Annotated in this window: 17 protein-coding genes; 15 read left to right on the forward strand and 2 right to left on the reverse strand. The window is 61.4% G+C overall.

Features of this window, described 5'->3' with window-relative positions; translation table 11 throughout:
• Nucleotides 1-56: 56 nt before the first annotated feature.
• From carB to GGD40_RS18650, 3 genes are all read left to right on the forward strand, one after another.
• A complete protein-coding gene (carB, locus tag GGD40_RS18640) occupies nt 57-3,311 on the forward strand; it encodes a carbamoyl-phosphate synthase large subunit (protein ID WP_179703558.1) in 3,255 nt (1,084 codons plus the stop codon).
• A gap of 151 nt (nt 3,312-3,462) precedes the next feature.
• Nucleotides 3,463-3,939 carry a transcription elongation factor GreA gene (gene greA / locus GGD40_RS18645; RefSeq protein WP_035547241.1) on the forward strand — a complete coding sequence of 159 codons (477 nt, stop codon included), beginning with the start codon at nt 3,463-3,465 and terminating at the stop codon, nt 3,937-3,939.
• Between the two features lie 20 nt (nt 3,940-3,959).
• Complete coding sequence (locus GGD40_RS18650) at nt 3,960-4,472, forward strand: DUF4149 domain-containing protein (protein WP_179744511.1); 513 nt, start codon at nt 3,960-3,962, stop codon at nt 4,470-4,472.
• A gap of 231 nt (nt 4,473-4,703) precedes the next feature.
• On the opposite strand, the gene GGD40_RS18655 is transcribed toward GGD40_RS18650, so the two are convergent.
• A complete protein-coding gene (locus GGD40_RS18655; RefSeq protein ID WP_179703560.1) occupies nt 4,704-5,234 on the reverse strand; it encodes a YhbY family RNA-binding protein in 531 nt (176 codons plus the stop codon).
• A 201-nt stretch (nt 5,235-5,435) separates the two neighbouring features.
• Between GGD40_RS18655 and GGD40_RS18660 the strand changes: the two genes are divergently transcribed.
• The 11 genes from GGD40_RS18660 to phoR all read left to right on the forward strand — a co-directional run bounded on the left by GGD40_RS18660 (nt 5,436) and on the right by phoR (nt 17,770).
• A complete protein-coding gene (locus GGD40_RS18660) occupies nt 5,436-6,098 on the forward strand; it encodes an RlmE family RNA methyltransferase (RefSeq protein ID WP_179703561.1) in 663 nt (220 codons plus the stop codon).
• A 188-nt stretch (nt 6,099-6,286) separates the two neighbouring features.
• Nucleotides 6,287-8,182, forward strand: a complete 1,896-nt coding sequence (gene ftsH / locus GGD40_RS18665; protein WP_179703562.1) for an ATP-dependent zinc metalloprotease FtsH — start codon at nt 6,287-6,289, stop codon at nt 8,180-8,182.
• A 171-nt stretch (nt 8,183-8,353) separates the two neighbouring features.
• On the forward strand, nt 8,354-9,169 hold the full coding sequence (folP, locus tag GGD40_RS18670) for a dihydropteroate synthase (protein WP_445013582.1): 816 nt from the start codon (nt 8,354-8,356) through the stop codon (nt 9,167-9,169).
• 24 nt (nt 9,170-9,193) lie between these two features.
• Nucleotides 9,194-10,552 (forward strand): phosphoglucosamine mutase, encoded by a 1,359-nt coding sequence (glmM, locus tag GGD40_RS18675; protein WP_179744513.1) that lies wholly within the window; start codon nt 9,194-9,196, stop codon nt 10,550-10,552.
• 337 nt (nt 10,553-10,889) lie between these two features.
• Nucleotides 10,890-11,921, forward strand: coding sequence for a phosphate ABC transporter substrate-binding protein PstS (gene pstS, locus GGD40_RS18680; RefSeq protein WP_179744514.1), 1,032 nt, complete (start codon nt 10,890-10,892; stop codon nt 11,919-11,921).
• 152 nt (nt 11,922-12,073) lie between these two features.
• Nucleotides 12,074-13,075: a phosphate ABC transporter permease PstC gene (pstC, locus tag GGD40_RS18685; protein ID WP_035547225.1), complete on the forward strand. Its 1,002-nt coding sequence runs from the start codon at nt 12,074-12,076 to the stop codon at nt 13,073-13,075.
• On the forward strand, nt 13,072-13,968 hold the full coding sequence (pstA, locus tag GGD40_RS18690) for a phosphate ABC transporter permease PstA (protein WP_179703565.1): 897 nt from the start codon (nt 13,072-13,074) through the stop codon (nt 13,966-13,968). The genes pstC and pstA overlap by 4 nt, the downstream gene beginning before the upstream one ends.
• A gap of 17 nt (nt 13,969-13,985) precedes the next feature.
• Nucleotides 13,986-14,834 carry a phosphate ABC transporter ATP-binding protein PstB gene (gene pstB / locus GGD40_RS18695; protein WP_179703566.1) on the forward strand — a complete coding sequence of 283 codons (849 nt, stop codon included), beginning with the start codon at nt 13,986-13,988 and terminating at the stop codon, nt 14,832-14,834.
• 29 nt (nt 14,835-14,863) lie between these two features.
• On the forward strand, nt 14,864-15,568 hold the full coding sequence (gene phoU / locus GGD40_RS18700; RefSeq protein ID WP_179703567.1) for a phosphate signaling complex protein PhoU: 705 nt from the start codon (nt 14,864-14,866) through the stop codon (nt 15,566-15,568).
• Nucleotides 15,569-15,594: 26 nt separating this feature from the next.
• Nucleotides 15,595-16,296, forward strand: coding sequence for a phosphate regulon transcriptional regulator PhoB (phoB, locus tag GGD40_RS18705; protein WP_028199153.1), 702 nt, complete (start codon nt 15,595-15,597; stop codon nt 16,294-16,296).
• Between the two features lie 160 nt (nt 16,297-16,456).
• On the forward strand, nt 16,457-17,770 hold the full coding sequence (gene phoR, locus GGD40_RS18710) for a phosphate regulon sensor histidine kinase PhoR (protein ID WP_179703568.1): 1,314 nt from the start codon (nt 16,457-16,459) through the stop codon (nt 17,768-17,770).
• Between the two features lie 134 nt (nt 17,771-17,904).
• Here phoR and ppk1 read toward each other — a convergent pair whose 3' ends face one another.
• Nucleotides 17,905-19,968 carry a polyphosphate kinase 1 gene (gene ppk1 / locus GGD40_RS18715; RefSeq protein WP_179744515.1) on the reverse strand — a complete coding sequence of 688 codons (2,064 nt, stop codon included), beginning with the start codon at nt 19,966-19,968 and terminating at the stop codon, nt 17,905-17,907.
• 202 nt (nt 19,969-20,170) lie between these two features.
• On the opposite strand from ppk1, the gene ppx reads away from it, so the two are divergent.
• Complete coding sequence (gene ppx / locus GGD40_RS18720) at nt 20,171-21,796, forward strand: exopolyphosphatase (RefSeq protein ID WP_179744516.1); 1,626 nt, start codon at nt 20,171-20,173, stop codon at nt 21,794-21,796.
• Nucleotides 21,797-21,839: the final 43 nt, after the last annotated feature.

Here is a 21,839-nt window from a genome sequence, read left to right on the forward strand (position 1 = left end):
ACGTAGCAACGGCGCGCGCCAACGGAAAGAACACAGGAATATTTAGCGAGAGCGTTATGCCCAAGCGGACAGACATCAAGAGCATTCTCATTATCGGCGCGGGTCCGATCATCATCGGCCAGGCGTGCGAGTTCGATTACTCGGGCGCGCAGGCATGCAAGGCGCTGCGTGAGGAAGGCTACAAGGTCATCCTCGTCAACAGCAATCCGGCGACGATCATGACCGACCCGAACACGGCCGACGTCACCTACATCGAGCCGATCACGTGGGAAGTGGTGGAGCGCATCATCGCCAAGGAGCGCCCCGACGCGATCCTGCCGACCATGGGCGGCCAGACCGCGCTGAACTGCGCGCTCGACCTGCACGCGCACGGCGTGCTGGAGAAGTACAAAGTCGAGCTGATCGGCGCGTCGCCGGAAGCGATCGACAAGGCGGAAGACCGCCAGAAGTTCAAGGACGCGATGACCAAGATTGGCCTCGGTTCGGCCAAGTCGGGCACCGCGCATTCCATGGAAGAAGCGCTGCAGGTGCAAGCGGAAATCGCTGTGCTGACCGGCAGCGGCGGCTATCCGGTCGTGATCCGTCCGTCGTTCACGCTGGGCGGTTCGGGCGGCGGCATTGCGTACAACCGCGACGAGTTCGAAGAGATCTGCAAGCGCGGTCTGGACCTGTCGCCCACGCGCGAACTGCTGATCGAAGAATCGCTGCTTGGCTGGAAAGAGTACGAGATGGAAGTGGTCCGCGACAAGAAGGACAACTGCATCATCGTCTGCTCGATCGAAAACCTGGACCCGATGGGTATCCACACCGGCGACTCGATCACCGTCGCGCCGGCGCAAACGCTCACCGACAAGGAATACCAGATCCTGCGTAACGCGTCGCTCGCGGTGCTGCGCGAGATCGGCGTCGACACGGGCGGTTCGAACGTGCAGTTCTCGATCAATCCGAAAGACGGCCGCATGGTCGTGATCGAAATGAATCCGCGCGTGTCGCGTTCGTCGGCGTTGGCGTCGAAGGCGACCGGCTTCCCGATCGCCAAGATCGCGGCGAAGCTCGCGGTCGGCTACTCGCTGGACGAGTTGAAGAACGAAATCACCGGCGGCCAGACCCCGGCGTCGTTCGAACCGACGATCGACTACGTCGTCACCAAGATTCCGCGTTTCGCGTTCGAGAAATTCCGCGAAGCCGATTCGCGCCTGACCACGCAGATGAAGTCGGTCGGCGAAGTGATGGCGATTGGCCGCACCTTCCAGGAATCGTTCCAGAAGGCGCTGCGCGGTCTGGAAGTCGGCGTCGACGGTCTGGACGAAAAGACCGATAACCGCGACGAGATCATCCGCGAGATCGGCGAAGCCGGTCCGGACCGTATCTGGTACGTCGGCGACGCGTTCCGTATCGGCATGACGGCTGAAGAAATCTTCGAAGAAACCTCGATCGACCCGTGGTTCCTCGCGCAGATCGAACAGATCATCCTGAAGGAAAAGGCGCTGGGCGGCCGGTCGCTCGCGAGCCTCTCGAAGGAAGAGCTGAAGTACGTGAAGCAAAGCGGCTTCTCGGATCGCCGTCTGGCGAAGCTGCTCGGCGCGAAGCCGATGGAAGTGCGTCAACGTCGTATCGAGCTGAACGTGCGTCCGGTGTACAAGCGCGTCGACACCTGCGCCGCCGAATTCGCCACGAAAACTGCCTACATGTACTCGACCTACGAGGAAGAGTGCGAAGCGAATCCCACCAACAACAAGAAGATCATGGTGCTGGGCGGCGGCCCGAACCGGATCGGCCAGGGTATCGAGTTCGACTACTGCTGCGTGCACGCCGCGCTCGCCATGCGCGAAGACGGCTACGAAACGATCATGGTCAACTGCAACCCTGAAACCGTTTCGACCGACTACGACACGTCCGACCGTCTGTACTTCGAATCGCTGACGCTCGAAGACGTGCTCGAAATCGTCGACAAGGAAAAGCCGGTCGGCGTGATCGTGCAATACGGCGGTCAGACGCCGTTGAAGCTCGCGCTCGATCTCGAAGCGAACGGTGTGCCGATCGTCGGCACGTCGCCGGACATGATCGACGCCGCGGAAGACCGCGAGCGTTTCCAGAAGCTGCTGCAGGACCTCGGCCTGCGTCAGCCGCCGAACCGCACCGCGCGCGCCGAAGACGAAGCCCTCAAGCTCGCCGAAGAAATCGGCTACCCGCTGGTGGTGCGTCCTTCGTACGTGCTCGGCGGCCGCGCGATGGAAATCGTTCACGAGCCGCGCGACCTCGAGCGTTATATGCGCGAAGCCGTGAAGGTGTCGCACGACTCGCCGGTGCTGCTCGACCGCTTCCTGAACGACGCGATCGAATGCGACGTGGACTGCATTTCGGACGGCGAAGCGGTGTTTATCGGCGGCGTGATGGAGCACATCGAACAGGCGGGCGTGCACTCGGGCGACTCGGCTTGCTCGCTGCCGCCGTACTCGCTGTCGCAGGAAACCGTCGCTGAATTGAAGCGTCAAACCGGTGCAATGGCGAAGGCGCTGAACGTGATCGGCCTGATGAACGTGCAGTTCGCGATTCAACAGGTGCCGCAGGCTGACGGCTCGAAAGAAGACGTCATCTACGTGCTCGAAGTGAATCCGCGTGCGTCGCGTACGGTGCCGTACGTGTCGAAGGCGACCAGCTTGCCGCTCGCGAAAATCGCGGCGCGCGCGATGGTCGGTCAGAAGCTCGCCGACCAGGGCGTGACGAAGGAGATCATTCCGCCGTACTTCAGCGTGAAAGAAGCCGTGTTCCCGTTCGTCAAGTTCCCGGCAGTCGATCCGGTGCTCGGACCGGAAATGCGCTCGACCGGTGAAGTGATGGGCGTGGGTCAAACGTTCGGCGAAGCGCTGTTCAAGTCGCAACTCGCCGCGGGTTCGCGTCTGCCGGAAACGGGCACGGTGCTGCTGACCGTGATGGACGCCGACAAGCCGAAGGCTGTCGAAGTCGCGCGCATGCTGCACGAACTCGGCTATCCGATTGTCGCGACCAAGGGCACGGCTGCCGCAATCGAAGCGGCCGGTGTGCCGGTGAAGGTCGTCAACAAGGTGAAGGACGGTCGTCCGCACATTGTCGACATGATCAAGAACGGCGAAATCGCGCTGGTCTTCACGACCGTCGACGAAACCCGCGCAGCGATCGCCGACTCGCGTTCAATCCGCATGAGCGCACAGGCGAACAAGGTCACGTACTACACGACGATGTCCGGCGCGCGTGCCGCGGTAGAGGGTTTGCGCTATTTGAAGAACCTCGAAGTCTATGATTTACAAGGGCTGCACGCTCGCCTAAACTAAGGCTTCGAATACCTGTCCAAGATGTAAGTGCCGCGGTTAAGCGGCGTTCCGCAGGTGCTGTGGTCCGGGTTTTGCCCCGGCCGCCGCGTCCCACGGAATGCACTTAACCGCGGTGATTTTTTTTACGGCTGTTTTTTGCATAGAGTTGTTTATGAGCACTGTTCCATTGACGAAGCGCGGCGCGGAAATGTTGCGCGATGAGTTGCAGCGCCTGAAATCGGTTGAGCGTCCGGCGGTGATCAAATCGATCTCCGAAGCGCGTGCCCAGGGCGATCTGTCGGAAAACTCGGAATACGACGCGGCGAAGGAAAAGCAGGGTTTTATCGAAGGCCGCATTGCCGAGATCGAATCGAAGCTGGCCGGTGCGCAAGTGATCGATCCGGCGTTGGTTGACGCGGACGGCCGCGTGGTGTTTGGCGCGACGGTGGAGCTCGAAGACCTGGACTCGGGTGCGCCGGTCAAGTATCAGATCGTCGGCGACGACGAAGCGGACATCGACCACGGCCTGATCTCGATCAGCTCGCCGATCGCGCGTGCATTGATCGGTAAGTCCGAAGGCGACGTGGCCTCGGTGCAGGCGCCGAGCGGCGTGCGCGAATACGAAATCATCGCGGTGAGCTACGTTTGAAAGCGGCTTCGGTGTCCTTGATGCCGCATCGTTTCTTCCGCCTGTTGACGGTGGTCTGGGTCGGTAGTCTGCTGACTATCGGCTATGCGGTCGCGCCGGTGTTATTCACATCGCTCGACCGGATTTCGGCCGGCGCGGTGGCGGCGCAACTGTTTCGCATCGAGGGTGTGCTGGGCGCCGTGTGCGGCATTTTGCTGCTGGGGCTGGCCAACGTGCTGGTTCGGCGTGGCGCTAACGCTTATCGCCAGTTGCGCTGGCTGATTGTCGGCATGCTGGTGTGTGTGCTGGTGGGCTACTTCGCGTTGCAGCCGTTTATGAATGCAATACGCATTGCCGCGCTGCAGGCGGGTACGGATGTCGGGCATTCGGCTTACGCGACTCGCTTTGGCATTCTGCACGGCGTGTCGAGTCTGTTCTATCTGATCGAGAGTCTGCTGGGCGTCGCGTTAGTGTGGAAGCTGCCTGCGGGCGCCGGCATGGTAGCGGCGGAGCAGGGTGCGGCTCGCAATACGGCGGGGAAGGTTGCCGGCTGAGCGTGGCGGGCGGCGGTGTGCTATACCGGGGGCGCCGGTTGGTGCGCACGTGCCGGGTTGAGTTGGGCTTGGCTGATAGCTTGCTCAACAAGCCGTGATCTGATCGATGCAGCGCTGCACTCGCGCTGCTAAATTCCCGAAGGCTGCTGCTGTCGGTGCAAGCCCAGGAAAGCCGGGCCTGTGCCGATTGAAGCCAAGGTGCGGATCTCGCCCGCACCTCTCGTCACCCGTTTATTTCGACGACTGATGCGAGCGTTTTGCGCTGGTTTGGCGCTTCTTGGCCCGCTTGATGTTGCCGCCTTGCGTGACGCGTTCATTGCCACGCACCACGACTGCTTTGGCCTTCGGCTTGCGCATCGGGATTTCGCTGGGCTTCACCACGGTGACGACGCGCGGTGCGCGGCCTTTACCCGGCTTGGCTTCGACAGCGGCTTCGCGAGCGCTCGGCAGGGCGCCGCGCTTGGTCTTCGCTGCGGGCTTTTCGGCCGCTTCCGGCTTCCAGATCACCAGCAACTTGCCGATATGCTGAATCGGCGCGGCATTCAGTTTGTCGCAGATTTCTTCGTAGATCGCGATGCGTGCTTCGCGTTCGTCGCCGAACACGCGGATTTTGATCAACTGGTGCGCGCCCAGGTGAACCTTGATTTCGGTCAGTACAGCGTCGGTCAAACCTTCGGCGCCGACGAGCACGACCGGTTTGAGCGCATGTGCCTGGGAGCGCAACTCGGCGCGTTGGTCGGTAGAGACTTTGAGGGCGGACATGGAAAGTGGGAGACTCGACTAAAATGGCGGCACCTGCGTTTCCGATCCAGTCATTCGATTGGCTCGATCGGGGCGGTTCGGCAGGGCGGCGCGTCAGAACATCAGAATCGCGGATGGCAGCCAGTTTTGGCGGTGTCCGCGCGAATTAACCGCGTATTATCCGCTAAAGCGCGACATGACGCAGCAAGAGTTCAACGTTTAATGGCAAAAAACAAGTTCAATACCGCGTGGCTGCACGACCACATCAACGATCCGTACGTGAAAATGGCGCAGCGGGAGGGCTATCGCGCCCGCGCAGCCTATAAGCTCAAGGAAATCGACGAACAGGACAAGCTGATCCGGCCGGGGCAGGTGATCGTCGATCTGGGCTCGGTGCCGGGTAGCTGGAGCCAGTACGCGCGCAACAAGCTGGCGAAGGGCTCGCAGCGCGACGCCGAGCGCCAGGGTGGCATCGACGGGACCATCATCGCGCTGGATATGCTGCCCATGGAGCCGATCTCCGACGTCCACTTCATTCTGGGCGACTTCCGGGAAGACTCGGTGGTGGCTCAGCTGGAAGAATTGGTCGGCGAGCGTCAGGTTGACCTTGTAATTTCGGATATGGCGCCCAACCTGTCGGGAGTGGCGGTAGCGGATGCCGCGCGAATCGAGCATTTGTGCGATCTTGCGATGGAATTTTCGCAAAATCATCTGAAGCCGGATGGTGCCCTTTTAGTCAAATGTTTTCACGGCAGCGGCTACAGCCAAATTGTCGAAAAGTTCAAGCAGCAGTTCAAGGTGGTGGCGGCCCGCAAGCCGAAAGCGTCGCGGGACAAATCGTCAGAAACGTTTATTTTGGGTAAGCATCTCAAGCGGCCCGCATAGGGACGCTGCAGGACGGATCCGCATCTGCCGATAATGGCTCATGGCGTCGGAAATCGGCGCTGTAAATGCCCGCTACGCTATTTCTGTGGTAGCGAAACCTTATGGCAGGGGTCTGCGGACTGGATTAGAATGCTTTCGTGGTGCCGCAAGGCAAATGTAGGCGCCCGTCTAAGTGAAGGAGTGGTGCTTTGAACAACAATATGTTTTCGAAGGCAGCAGTGTGGCTGGTTATCGCACTGGTGCTGTTTACGGTGTTCAAGCAGTTCGACAAGCCCCGTGTCCAGGAAGGCGTTTCCTATTCGCAGTTCATGGACGACGCGAAGGCCGGCAAAGTCAAGAACGTCATTGTCCAGGGGCGTAACCTCACGGTCACTCCAGCAGACGGCCAGAAATACCAGATCGTGTCGCCCGGTGACATCTGGATGGTCGGCGATCTGATGAAGTACGGCGTTCAGGTGAGCGGCAAGGCTGACGACGAACCGAACGCGCTGGTGTCGGCGCTGTACTACCTCGGACCGACGATCCTTATCATCGGCTTCTGGTTCTACATGATGAGACAGATGCAGGGCGGCGGGAAAGGCGGTGCGTTCTCGTTCGGTAAATCCCGTGCGCGTCTGATCGACGAAAACAACAACGCGATCAATTTCACCGACGTCGCCGGTTGCGACGAAGCGAAAGAAGAAGTGTCCGAGCTGGTCGACTTCCTGCGCGATCCGCAGAAGTTCCAGAAGCTGGGCGGGCGGATACCGCGCGGCGTGCTGCTGGTCGGGCCGCCGGGAACCGGTAAGACGCTGCTGGCGCGCGCTATCGCCGGTGAGGCGAAAGTGCCGTTCTTTAGCATCTCGGGTTCGGACTTCGTGGAAATGTTCGTCGGTGTCGGTGCGGCTCGTGTGCGCGACATGTTCGAGCAGGCCAAGAAACACGCACCGTGCATCGTGTTCATCGACGAAATCGACGCGGTCGGCCGTCATCGTGGCGCCGGCATGGGCGGCGGTAACGACGAACGCGAACAGACGTTGAACCAGATGCTGGTTGAGATGGACGGCTTCGAAGCGAACTCCGGTGTAATCGTGATCGCTGCAACGAACCGTTCGGACGTGCTCGATAAGGCGCTGCTGCGTCCGGGCCGTTTCGACCGTCAGGTGTATGTCGGTCTGCCGGACATTCGCGGTCGTGAGCACATCATGAAGGTTCACCTGCGCAAGGTGCCGATTTCGAATGACGTCGACGCAGCGGTGATCGCACGCGGCACGCCGGGCTTCTCGGGCGCCGACCTCGCGAACCTCGTGAACGAAGCGGCACTGTTCGCGGCTCGCCGCGGCAAGCGCATCGTCGAGATGAACGACTTCGAAGACGCGAAAGACAAGATCTTCATGGGTCCGGAGCGCAAGTCGGCCGTTATCCGCGAAGAATCGAAGCGCGCCACCGCGTACCACGAGTCGGGTCATGCGGTGATCGCCAAGCTGTTGCCGAAGGCCGATCCGGTGCATAAGGTCACGATCATTCCGCGCGGCCGTGCACTTGGCGTGACGTGGCAGTTGCCGGAGCACGACAACGAAACGTACTCGAAAGACTACTTGCTGGATCGTCTGGCGATCCTGTTCGGTGGTCGCGTAGCGGAAGAGCTGTTCCTGAACCTGATCAGCACCGGCGCATCGGACGACTTCAACAAGGCCACGCAAACCGCGCGCGCCATGGTGGCTCGCTTCGGTATGACGGACGCGCTCGGACCGATGGTCTACGTTGACGACGAAAACGACGCAACGCCGTTTGGGCGCGGTTTCACGCGGACCATTTCGGAAGCGACGCAGCAAAAGGTCGACGCGGAAATCCGTCGCGTGCTGGACGAGCAGTACAACCTCTCCAAGCGCCTGCTGGACGAAAACCGCGACAAGGTCGAAGCCATGACCGCCGCTTTGATGGAGTGGGAAACGATCGACGCCGATCAGATCAACGACATCATGGCAGGTCTTCCGCCGCGTTCGCCGAAGACCAGCAGCTCGACACCGTCGGCAAGCGACGCCTCGTCGGGCGGCAGCCCGGGCACCGAGGTCAAGCCGGGTAGCGCGACCGCGCCGGCTTGATGAGCCAAGAGTAGAAAGTGCGGGCCGGTGTGTTTTCACACCGGCCCGTTTTGCATTTATCTCGTTTTTTTAATGCATCGCTACGTGTCGAAAGTCGATTTTTCTCCCGCTCCGTTGCCCGAGCCGCTGCAATGCGGACGCTTCAAGCTGACCTTTGAACGCCCGTTGGTCATGGGCATTCTGAACATCACACCGGACTCGTTTTCCGACGGCGGTCAATACGCCATGCGCGGCGATGCGCTGCGCCAGGCCGAGCGTATGCTGCTCGACGGCGCGGATATCATCGATATTGGCGGCGAGTCCACCCGGCCTGGTGCGCCACCAGTGCCGCTCGATGAAGAGCTTGAACGGGTGATTCCGCTCGTCGAGCAACTTCGCGCGGCGAACGTGCCGTTGTCGATCGATACCTACAAGCCCGAAGTGATGCGCCATGCGTTGAGCGCAGGCGCCGATCTGATCAACGACATTTGGGGCTTCCGCATGTCCGGTGCCATCGACGCGGTACGCGGCAGTAACTGTGGTCTATGTGTAATGCATATGCTCGGCGAGCCGCAAACCATGCAGCTCGGCGAGCCTGTCTATGATGATGTCGTCGGCGAAGTCCGGCAGTTTCTCGAGGAACGTGTGGCCGCGTTAACGCAAGCAGGTGTTGCGCGCGCTCGTATCAGCGTGGATCCGGGCTTCGGCTTCGGCAAGGCGGTCATCGAACACAACTACACTTTGCTCGCGCACCTGCGGGACACGGCGCCGCGGGCCAATCCGCCGTATCCGATTCTCGCGGGTATGTCGCGTAAGTCGATGGTCGGCGCGGTAATTGGGCGTCCGGCGCCGGAGCGCGTCGCCGGCAGCGTCGCCGCGGCGGTGTGCGCCGCCGAGCGGGGCGCCGCGATTCTGCGTGTGCATGACGTCGCGCAAACAGTGGATGCATTGAAAGTGTGGGCAGCCATGCGCGATGCGGCGATGAGCCGCCCGCAGGCTAGAACCTGAAAAAGCGAAGGAGGAAGATAAAACATGGCACGTCGTTATTTCGGAACGGATGGGATTCGAGGCAAGGTCGGCGAAGGCCCGATTACGCCGGAGTTTGTGTTGCGACTCGGCTACGCGGCCGGCAAAGTGCTCGCGGGCGCGGACCGCTGGGCTAAAAGCGGCGCCCGGCCGACCGTGCTGATCGGCAAAGACACGCGGGTGTCGGGCTATATGCTCGAAGCCGCGCTGGAAGCCGGTTTCTCGGCGGCAGGCGTCGACGTGATGCTGGCCGGCCCGATGCCGACTCCCGGTGTCGCCTACCTGACGCGTGCGTTGCGGCTCGCCGCGGGCGTCGTGATCAGCGCGTCGCACAATCCGTACTACGACAACGGCATCAAATTCTTCTCCGCCGACGGCAACAAGCTGCCCGACGAAGTGGAATTGCAGATCGAAGAGCAGCTCGATTTGCCGCTCTCCTGCGCGGCTTCCGAGCAGCTCGGCAAGGCGCGACGTCTCGACGACGCCGCCGGCCGCTACATCGAGTTCTGCAAGAGCACGTTCCCCGCCGCGTTCGACCTGCGCGGACTGAAGCTGGTGGTGGATTGTGCGCATGGTGCCGCCTACGACATCGCGCCGCACGTGTTCCACGAACTCGGCGCGGACGTGATCCCGATCGGCGTCGCGCCGAACGGCTTCAACATCAACGACGGCGTCGGCGCGACCGCGCCGGACGCGCTGGTGCGCGCGGTGCGCGCGAACCACGCCGACCTCGGCATCGCGCTCGACGGCGACGCCGATCGCCTGCAGATCGTCGACGCTGCCGGCCGCCTGTATAACGGCGACGAATTGCTGTACGTGCTGGTCAAGGATCGCGTTGCGACCGAAGGCAAGGTGGAAGGTGCGGTCGGCACCTTGATGACCAACATGGCGGTCGAAGTCGCGCTGCAACGAGATGGCGTGAAGTTCGTCCGCGCGGCGGTGGGCGACCGCTACGTGCTTGAGCAGTTGCGCGAGCACGGCTGGCAGCTCGGAGCGGAAGGCTCCGGCCACATTCTCTCCCTTGACCGCCATTCGACCGGCGACGGCATTGTCTCCGCGTTGCTCGTGCTGGCCGCCATGAAGCGCAGCGAGCAGACGCTCGCCGATCTGCTCGACGGCGTCACGCTGTTCCCGCAAAAGCTGATCAACGTGCGAATGAAGCCCGACGCGGACTGGAAGGGCAGCGACGCAATCCGTCGCGCGATCGGTCATGCCGAAGAGGCGCTGAACGGCCGCGGCCGCGTGCTGATTCGCGCTTCCGGCACGGAGCCGGTGCTGCGCGTGATGGTGGAAGCCGAACATGCCGACGACGCGATCCGTCACGCGGAAGCGATTGCCGGCGCGGTCAAGCAGGCAACGGCCTAAATCTCGGGTGTGTCGAACAGTGGCGGGGCGATCGTGAGGTCGCTCCGCCGCTGACCGTTTACGACCAGGCAATCCAGCAGACCCTCTGCATCAGAAAGCCAAAATCAAAAACTCAAAACCCGCACGCAAACGTTCGCGCCCCATCTTTTTCGCCTAATCTTCAGAGCGGCGTCGGCAATTCCGCCAAATCGGCATTTTGTCCGTCAAAACGCCTTTCACCAGCGTAATCCTACTGTCACATCTGTTTCACGATAAGTCACGTTACTGTCACAAAGAGACCCTAAGCTTCGCGGTGTTCGTGTTATTCGCTCACACCGCTCACACCTTGGAGAGTCTCATGAAATTGATGCACACCGTGTTCGCTGGCGTCGCTGGCGCGCTTTTCGCGATCGCAGCGCAAGCCGCAGACATCACCGGCGCGGGCAGCACCTTCGCAGCACCGATTTACACGAAGTGGGCTGACGCCTATCAGAAAACTGGCGGCGGCAAGGTCAACTACCAGGGCATCGGTTCGTCGGGCGGTATCAAGCAGATCGAAGCGAAGACGGTCGATTTCGCCGGCTCGGACGCTCCGCTGAAGGACGACGAACTCGCGAAGGCAGGCCTGTTCCAGTTCCCGACGGTGGTTGGCGGCGTGGTGCCGGCGATCAACGTGCCGGGCGTGAAGGCCGGTGAATTGACGCTGTCGGGCGAAGTGCTCGGCGACATCTACCTGGGCAAGATCAAGAAGTGGAATGACCCGGCGATCGCCGCGTTGAACCCGAAGATCAAGCTGCCGGATACGGACATCGCCGTGGTTCGCCGCGCCGACGGTTCGGGCACCACGTTCATCTGGACGAACTACCTGTCGAAGGTCAACGCGGACTGGAAGTCGAAGGTCGGTGAAGGCGCAACGGTCAGCTGGCCGACGGGTACGGGCGGCAAGGGCAACGACGGCGTCGCAGCTTTCGTGCAACGTCTGCCGGGCGCAATCGGCTATGTGGAATGGGCGTACGCCAAGCAGAACCACATGACGTACGTGGCGATGAAGAATTCGACGGGCGCAGTGGTCGAGCCGAAGACGGAAACGTTCAAGGCAGCGGCAGCCGGTGCTGACTGGTCGAAGTCGTTCTACCAGATCCTGACGAACGAGCCGGGCAAGGACGCATGGCCGATCGTCGGCGCAACGTTCGTGCTGCTGCACACGGCGCAGGAAAAGCCGGCGCAAGGTACGGAAACGCTGAAGTTCTTCGACTGGGCGTTCAAGAACGGCACCCAGGCTGCAAACGATCTGGACTACATCTCGCTGCCGGATTCGGTGACGGCTGAAATCCGTTCGCAATGGAAGTCGAAGGTGAAAGACGCTTCGGGCAAGGCAATCGCCGAGTAAGCGACAGTAAGCGACGCGAGAGGCACGAGCCTCTCGCCGCACATTGGCCGTCCCCGGTTGAGGACGGCCAATGGCATTGACCCCGCATAACCGGCATTACCGCCGCACGACAAGTGTCGAGCGGCAACTGGAAACAGGTCCATCAGGCTCTCATGTCCGATATCCAATTAGCGTCTGGCGCCTCGCGCTCGACCCCGCCCGGCAGCGCCTCGCAGCAGAAAGCGCCCAGCCGTGCCGGCGACGTGATCTTCGGCGGCCTCGCGCGCCTCGCCGCCATCATCACGCTATTGCTGCTCGGCGGCATCATCGTCTCGCTGATCGTCGCGTCCATGCCGTCGATCAAGCAATTCGGTCTCAGCTTCCTGTGGACCGCGGACTGGGATCCACCCAGCAAGCAGTTCGGCGCACTGGTGCCGATCTACGGCACGATTGCCACGTCCCTCATTGCTCTCATCATCGCGGTGCCCGTCAGCTTCGGCATCGCGCTCTTTCTGACCGAACTCGCGCCGGCCTGGCTGCGTCGTCCGCTCGGTATCGCGATCGAACTGCTCGCCGCGATTCCGTCGATCGTGTACGGCATGTGGGGTCTGCTGGTGTTCGCGCCGATCTTCGCGGAGTGGTTCGAAAAGCCGCTCGGCACCGTGCTCGGCGGCATTCCGTTCGTGGGCGCGCTGTTTCAGGGCGCACCGATCGGGATCGGCATTCTGTGCGCGGGCGTGATTCTCGCAATCATGATCATTCCGTACATCGCGTCGGTCATGCGCGACGTGTTCGAAGTCACGCCGGTGCTGCTGAAGGAATCGGCGTACGGCATCGGCTGCACGACGTGGGAAGTGATGTGGAAGATCGTGCTGCCCTTCACCAAGAGCGGCGTGATCGGCGGCGTGATGCTCGGCCTCGGCCGTGCGCTCGGCGAGACGATGGCGGTCACGTTCGTGATCGGCAATACCAATCTACTCGATAACGTCTCGCTGTTTTCGCCGGGTAACAGCATCACGTCGGCGCTCGCCAACGAATTCGCGGAAGCGGATCCGGGCCTGCATACGTCGGCGCTGATGGAGCTCGGCCTGATTCTGTTCGTGATTACTTTCATCGTGCTGGCCATCTCCAAGTTCATGCTGCTTCGCCTCGAAAAAGGGGAGGGCGCGAAATGAGCCAGCCCACTCTGAATATGCCGGGTTCGCACGACGCCGTCGCGCTCGAAGCCATGCGCGTGCGTCTGCAAGGACGCCGCCGCTTCAAGAACGCCGTTGCGCTGACCATGTCGCTCGCCGCGATGGCGTTCGGCCTGCTGTGGCTCGTGTGGATTCTCTATACGACCTTGCATCTCGGGATCGGCGGTTTGTCGGTCGAGCTGTTCACGCAGTCGACGCCGCCGCCGAACACCGATGGCGGCGGTCTCGCCAACGCGATCGTCGGCAGCTTGATGCTGGTCGGGCTTGCCACGTTCGTCGGCACGCCGATCGGGATTCTCGCCGGCGTCTATCTCGCCGAATACGGCCAGAAAGGCTGGTTCGCCAGCCTCACGCGCTTCATCAACGACATTCTGTTGTCGGCGCCGTCGATCGTGGTCGGCCTGTTCGTCTACGCGTTGGTGGTGGCGAAGATGGGTCACTTCAGCGGCTGGGCCGGCGTGTTCGCGCTCGCGCTGCTGCAGATTCCGATCGTGATCCGCACCACCGAAAACATGCTGAAGCTGGTGCCGAACGCGCTGCGTGAAGCCGCCTTCGCGCTCGGCACGCCGAAGTGGAAGATGGTGCTGTCGATCACGCTGAAGGCTTCCATTGCAGGTATCGTCACCGGCGTGCTGCTCGGCGTCGCACGGATTGCCGGCGAAACCGCGCCGCTGTTGTTCACGGCGCTGTCCAATCAGTTCTTCTCATGGGACATGGGCCAACCGGTCGCGAACCTGCCGGTCACGATCTACAAGTTTGCGATGAGCCCGTTCGCGCAGTGGCAATCACTCGCGTGGGCCGGCGTCTTCCTGATCACGCTCGCGGTGCTGGGATTGAATGTCCTCGCGCGCACGATCTTCACGAATAAGTAAGGGCGGAGTGTAATCCGATGAATATGGCAGAAACTCAACTCAATCCGACCGTGCGTCCGACTGCGCCCGCCGGTTTCGATCCCGCCCAAAGCGGCCAGACGCAAGCGTCGAATCGCCCGAAGATCGAGATCAACGATCTGAACTTCTTCTACGGCAAGTATCACGCGTTGAAGAACATCAACCTGGCGATTCCCGAAGGCAAGGTGACCGCGTTCATCGGCCCGTCGGGTTGCGGCAAATCGACCTTGCTGCGCACGCTGAACAAGATGTACGCGCTGTATCCGGAGCAACGCGCCGAAGGCGAGATCCTGATGGACGGCGAAAACCTGCTGACCTCCAAGCGCGACATTTCGCTGCTGCGCGCGCGGATCGGCATGGTGTTCCAGAAGCCGACGCCGTTCCCGATGTCGATCTACGACAACATCGCGTTCGGTGTGAAGATGTTCGAAACGCTGCCGCGCTCGGAAATGGACGACCGCGTCGAATGGGCGCTGACTAAAGCGGCGCTGTGGAACGAGGTGAAGGACAAGCTCGGCCAGAGCGGCTACGGCCTGTCGGGCGGTCAACAGCAGCGTCTGTGTATCGCACGCGGCATCGCGATTCGCCCTGAAGTGCTGCTGCTCGACGAACCGTGCTCCGCGCTCGACCCGATCTCGACCGGCCGTATCGAAGAACTGATCGCCGAATTGAAAAGCGATTACACGGTGGTGATTGTCACGCATAACATGCAACAGGCCGCTCGCTGTTCGGACTACACTGCCTACATGTACCTCGGTGAACTGATCGAATTCGGCGACACCGAAAAGATCTTCATCAAGCCGGTCCGCAAGGAAACCGAGGACTACATCACTGGCCGCTTCGGCTAAGCCGCCAAGCCAAAACAACGGAGTACGACATGTCCGACAAACACCTGTCCAGCCAGTTCGACGCCGATCTGAACCTGGTTTCCTCGAAGGTGCTCGAAATGGGCGGCCTCGTCGAATCGCAGATCGTCCACGCCATGCAGGCGCTCAACGAATTCGACCTCGACATCTGCGAACAGGTGATCGCAGCCGAAGAGCGCCTGAACAAGATGGAAGTCGACATCGACGAAGAATGCAGCAACATCATCGCGCGCCGTCAACCGGCCGCGCGTGATCTGCGCCTGCTGATCGCGATCTCGAAGACCATCACGAACCTCGAACGCGCCGGCGACGAAGCCGAAAAAATCGCCAAGCGCACCAAGCGTCTGATGGAAGACGGCGCGTCACGTACCATCAATATCGCCGAGATCAAGCTGTCGGGCGAAATGGCGGTGTCGATTCTGCGCCGCGCGCTAGACGCCTTTGCGCGTCTGGACACGGTGGCCGCCGCGCAGATCGTGCGCGACGACAAAGCGATCGACGAAGAATTTCGCGCCTTCGTGCGCAAGCTGATTTCGTATATGACCGAAGATCCGCGTTCGATCTCGGTGGGCCTCGATTTTCTGTTCATCGCCAAGGCGATCGAACGGATCGGCGACCACGCGAAGAACATCGCGGAATTCATCATTTACATCGTGAAGGGCACTGACGTGCGGCACCAGCCGCGCGACACGCTCGAACGCGAAGCACTCAGCTAATCCAGAGATAAGGACCAGAGGTGCCGATGCCCAGCAGCATTCTCGTCATTGAAGATGAGCCCGCCATTTCCGAATTGATTTCGGTCAATCTTCAACACGCCGGACACTGCCCGATTCGCGCGTACAACGCGGAGCAGGCGCAGAACCTGATCAGCGACGTGTTGCCCGATCTGGTCCTGCTCGACTGGATGTTGCCGGGCAAGTCCGGCATTGCATTCGCGCGCGACCTGCGCAACAACGAACGCACCAAGCACATTCCGATCATCATGCTGACCGCGCGTGGCGATGAGCAGGACAAGGTGCTGGGCCTCGAAATCGGCGCGGACGACTACGTCACCAAGCCGTTTTCGCCGAAGGAACTGATGGCGCGTATCAAGGCGGTGTTGCGCCGCCGCGCGCCGCAGCTCACCGAAGATCTGGTCGCGATCAACGGTCTGAAGCTCGACCCGGCCACGCACCGGGTGGCCGCGCATGCCGAAGGCAGCGAGATCAAGCTCGATCTCGGCCCGACGGAATTCCGCCTGCTGCACTTCTTCATGACGCACCCGGAGCGCGTGCACAGCCGCACGCAACTGCTCGATCAGGTCTGGGGTGACCACGTGTTCGTTGAAGAGCGCACGGTCGACGTGCATATCAAGCGCCTGCGCGCAGCACTGAAGCCGGCCGGCTGCGATGCTATGATCGAGACGGTTCGCGGCAGCGGCTACCGGCTTGCGAAGAGCGCCTGATGCTCCGCGGTGGCGAGGTTAGAACGCGTACGTAGTCCGTTACCGTTCTGGCGCGCCACCGGCATCTGCAACGTCGGGTTCTTCATCTTCATCACGCTAGTCGCCGCGTTACTCTTTCTCTTATTCCGGCGCGTACGCTTTTCTCTTCGATCGCTAGAACATGAACATCATCTGGGCGCGCTCCATCGTGTCGATCGTGCTGCTGGCTGTTCTGTGCGCAGCGGTCGGCGCACTCGTGAACGTCAAGACAGCGCTCGTCCTCGCGATCGTCATGCTGCTCGCGCAGAGCTTCTTCAGCACGTTTCACAAGCAGCGCCTGTGGCGCCTGCTCGACGCGCCGGTGTACGGCGAAGTGCCGAGTGCCCCCGGCATCTGGGGCGAAATCTATTACCGTCTGCATAAGCTCGCGAAGCGCTGGCATGCGCAGGTGCGCCAGGTCGAACAGCAGCATTCGCGGTTCATCCAGGCCATCCAGGCATCGCCGAACGGCGTTGCCATGCTCGACGATCACGATCAGATCGAGTGGTGCAATGCGATCTCCGAACTCCATTTCGGTCTCGACGCGAAGCGCGATCTGCGCCAGCACATCACGCATCTGGTGCGTCAGCCCGACTTTGTCCGTTACCTGAATTCGCAGCGCTACGAGCAGATGCTGATCATGCGCGGCATGGGCGAGAAGCGTCAGAACGTGCTGTCGGTGCAGGTGTTTCCGTACGGTGAGAACCGCAAGCTGGTGCTGTCGCAAGACATTACCGAGCTGGAGCGGACCGACGCGATGCGGCGCGACTTCGTCGCCAATGTCTCGCATGAACTGAAGACGCCGCTCACGGTGTTGTCCGGTTTCCTGGAGACGATGCGCGAACTGCCGTTGAGCGAAGCCGAGCGCGGCCGCTATCTCGAGCTGATGGAACAGCAGGCGTCGCGTATGCGGCATATCGTCAACGACCTGCTGGTGCTCGCCAAACTCGAAGGCGACAACAAGCCGCCGAGCGATCAGATGATCGATATGCGCGCGGTGCTTCGCCATCTGCGGGACGACGCGGACAACCTGTCGAGCGACCATCACAAGATCAGTTTCGACGTCGACGAAGGGCTCACCGTCACCGGCGTCGAAACGGAAATTCTCAGTGCGCTGGGCAACCTGGTGACGAACGCGATTCGCTATACGCCGGACGGCGGCGCGATCAAGGTGAACTGGCATGCCACGGGCGGTTGTGGGGTGTTCTCGGTTACGGACAGCGGCCTGGGGATTCCGGCTGCCGACATTCCGCGGCTGACCGAGCGCTTCTATCGCGTGGATCGCAGCCGCTCGCGCGACACGGGCGGCACGGGTCTCGGTCTCGCGATCGTCAAGCACGTGCTGCAGCGGCACGATGCGCAACTGGACGTGAAGAGCGAGGAGGGACGTGGCAGCACGTTCACCGTGCGCTTTCCGGTGTATCGCACGGCGCGTCGTCATCCGGCGCCAGCTTGAACTCACCGCAGCCGCAGATTGCGCCGGTCCGAAAAAAAACCGCCTGACTGAATTCAAGCGGTTTTTTTATTTCCGGTGAGACAGTGTGGCTGGCCGTAGCAAGCTCACTCCCTCTTCACTTCACCAGGCAGGCGTCAAGAACAGAACTTGCCCAGCAGGCTCATCTGCGCGTTGCGCGACGACTTGCCCGGACGCCGGCGACGATAGTGACCGTCGCTTTGCATCAGCCACGCGGACTGGTTGTCGCCGAGAAACGCCGACAAACCTTCAGCAATCACGCGCCGCTTCAGTCGACGATTGGTGATCGGAAACGCGACTTCCACGCGCCGGAAGAAGTTGCGGTCCATCCAGTCGGCGCTCGACAGATAAACCTGCTCCTTGCCGCCGTCGTAGAAATAGAAAATGCGGTGATGTTCGAGAAAGCGCCCGACGATCGAGCGCACCGTGATGTTCTCCGACAAACCCGGCACGCCCGGCTGCAACGAACACACGCCACGCACGATCAGATCGATCTTCACGCCAGCCTGCGACGCTTCATACAACTCGGCGATCACGGTAGGTTCGAGCAGCGCGTTCATCTTCGCGACGATGCGCGCTTTCTTGCCGGCGCGCGCATGCTCGGCTTCGGCGCGAATCGCCTCGACCAGTTTCGGATGCAGCGTGAACGGCGACTGCCACAACTCATGCAGCTTCAACTCGCCGCCAATGCCGGTCAGTTGCTGGAACACGTGATGCACGTCTTCGCAGATTTTCTGATCGGCGGTCATCAGGCCGAAGTCGGTGTACAGACGCGCCGTGCGCGGATGATAGTTGCCGGTGCCCAGATGCACGTAACGCTTGAGCGTGGTCTTGCCGCCCGACGACACGCGCCGCACGATCAGCATCATCTTCGCGTGGCACTTGTGACCCACCACGCCGTAGACGACGTGCGCGCCCACCGCTTCGAGCTGCGACGCCCAGTTGATGTTGGTTTCTTCGTCGAAGCGCGCGAGCAGTTCGACCACCACCGTGACTTCCTTGCCGTTGCGCGCGGCTTGCATCAGCGCGTCCATCAGCGGCGAATCGGTGCCGGTGCGGTAAATGGTCTGCTTGATCGCCATCACGTTCGGATCTTTGGCGGCCTGCAACAGCAGTTCCAGCACCGGCTGAAAGCTCTCGTACGGATGATGCAGCAGCACGTCGCCCTGATCGATCACGTCGAACATGCTGGCGCTGTTGGCGATCTGCGCCGGAATCGCCGGGATATGCGGTACGAATTTCAGATCGGGCCGGTCCACCATCTCCGGCAATTGCATCAGCCGCACCAGGTTGACGGGGCCGTCGGCGTAATAGCAGTCTCTATCGGACAGATCGCTTTCGTCGAGCAGACGCCGCACGACATGCGACGGCGTTTCCGCCGACACTTCGAGCCGTACCGCATTGCCCAGATGACGCGCCGGCAATTCGCCCTGCAGCGCGACGCGCAGATTGGTGATTTCGTCTTCGTCGACGAACAGTTCGCTATTGCGCGTGATGCGGAACTGATTGCAACTGCGTACCACCAGATTCGGAAACAGCTCGCCGACAAAGCGTTGCAGCAGCGAACTCAGCAGCACGAAGCCGTGCGGATAGCCCGACAGGTCCTGCGGCATGCGCACGAGCCGCGGCAGCGCGCGCGGCGCTTGCACGATGCCCATCATCGCCTGACGGCCGAACGCGTCTTTGCCTTCGAGTTCGACGACGAAGTTCAGGCTCTTGTTGAGCACGCGCGGAAACGGATGGGCCGGATCGAGACCGATTGGCGTGAGCACCGGCAGCAGTTCGTCGAAGAAGTAATTGCGCGCCCATTCGGTCTGCGCTTCGTTCCACGCTTCGGTGCCGTGAAAATAGATGCCTTCCTGTTCGAGCGCGGTCAGCACGGTGTCGTGCAGCATCGTGTACTGACGATGCACGAGCTTCTGTGCGCGCTCGACCACGAGGTCGTACACGTGCTGCAACGACATACCGTCCGGCGACAGCGCGCCGGGGTTGTCGCGCATCTGTTCCTGCAGTCCGGCCATGCGGACTTCGAAGAATTCGTCGAGATTGCTACTGGTGATGCAGATGAAGCGCAGGCGTTCGAGCAAGGGGACGGCAGGGTCGGCAGCTTGCGCCAACACACGCTCGTTGAAACCCAGAATGCCCAGCTCGCGATTCAAGAGGGGGTAGCGGATGGACATCGGCAGCGAGAATGGAATGTCAGGAAGAGAGGCGGAAAGACGCTCGGAAATTCTCACAGTATGATGACGTTGTTATGACATTTTGAATGTTATAAATTCTACGCTGGATTGCTTGCGTGTCGTCAATATGACGCAGTCCATATGGGACCATACGGCACCCCCATTGCTGCGAGGTGACATCGTGAGGCCCGGTACGCTTAGAATGGCGTCTTTGAACAGCGCGGCCGGCCATAAGGCGCCCAAAACATCGGGCGGACATACGCCAGATTCGGCGTCCACCGCCGCCGCGCTCGCGCGCATGGAGTCCGCTTACTCGATGGTCACAACGCCCCAACTCCTCGCCGCCGTCGACCTTGGCTCGAACAGCTTTCGCCTGATCGTGGGCCGGGTCGAGGAAACCGACGCGGGCAGCCAGATTTATCAGGTCGACGCTTTGCGTGAACCGGTGCGTCTCGCCGCCGGTCTGTCGCGCGACAAGATGCTCGATCGTGCCTCGCAAGTGCGGGGCTGGGACGCGCTCAAGCGCTTCGGCGAACGCCTGCGCGACTTTCATCCCGATCACGTTCGTGCGGTCGCGACCAATACACTGCGCATCGCCAAGAACGCCGGCGAATTTCTCGGCGAGGCACAAGCCGCGCTCGGGTTTCCGATCGAAGTGATCGCCGGGCGTGAAGAAGCACGTCTGATTTATGCGGGTGCAGCACACTCCGTGCCGGCTAGTGCAGGCACGCGGCTGGTGGTCGATATCGGCGGCGGCTCGACGGAATTCATCATCGGCTCGCACTACACGCCGATCAAGATGGAGAGTCTGTATATCGGCTGCGTGAGCCATAGCCGCGCGTTTTTCCCGGCCGGCAATGTCGACGAATACACGATGCGCCAGGCCGAGCTTGCTGCGGGCCGCGAAATTCAGATCATTTCCGCCGAGTACAAGAAAACCGGCTGGGAACAGGCGATCGGTTCGTCGGGCACCGCACGTGCGTTGGCCGAACTGGTCGAGGCGAACGGGTTCAACGATCCGGGCGTCACGCATGGCATTACGCGCGGCGGTCTCGAACGGCTTAAGCGTGCGCTGATCAAGGCGGAGAACGTCAATCGTCTGAAGCTGGTCTCGTTGAAGGGTGACCGTATTCCGGTGCTGGCCGGCGGGCTGTCGATCATGATTGCGGTGTTCGACGAACTCGGCGTCGATTACGTCGATACGACAGACGGCGCGTTGCGTCTCGGCGTGCTGTACGACCTGCTGGGCCGTTCGCAGCACGAAGACATGCGCACGGTGACGGCGGAAGGCTTCATGCGCCGCTATGGCGTGGATCGTGCGCAGGCCGGGCGCATCGGCGAACTCGCAGTGCGTTTCTACGATCAGTTTGCCGAACCTGACGACGAGCGTCGCGCGGAAAATCGCATGTTCCTCAGTTGGGCGTCGGCGCTGCATGAGATCGGTTTGTCGATTTCGCATAGCGCCTATCACAAGCATTCGGCTTATATCGCCAGCAATGCGGATATGCCGGGTTTTTCGCGCACCGATCAGGCACGGCTTGCTGCGCTCGTGCTGGGGCATGCGGGCAAGCTCGGTAAGTTGTCGCAAACGCGCGAAGTGGAATGGCCGCTGCTGTTCTGCCTGCGACTTGCGGCGCTGTTGTGTCGTCGGCGTGCGGATGTCGGGTTGCCCGGCATCGCGGTTTCGCAGGTCAATAGCGGCTACGAGGTGCGCTTGCCGAACGAGTGGGTGGCCAACAATCCGCTGACCGACTACAGCCTGATTCAGGAAGCCGCCGAGTGGGAAAAGGTCGGCATTCCGTATCGTGTGGTTTATACCGGCGATTGACGCGATCGCTCGTTGAATGAAAAAAAGCCCGGTACGTCCCGGG

The sequence above is a fragment of the Paraburkholderia bryophila genome (assembly GCF_013409255.1).
GTDB lineage: Bacteria > Pseudomonadota > Gammaproteobacteria > Burkholderiales > Burkholderiaceae > Paraburkholderia.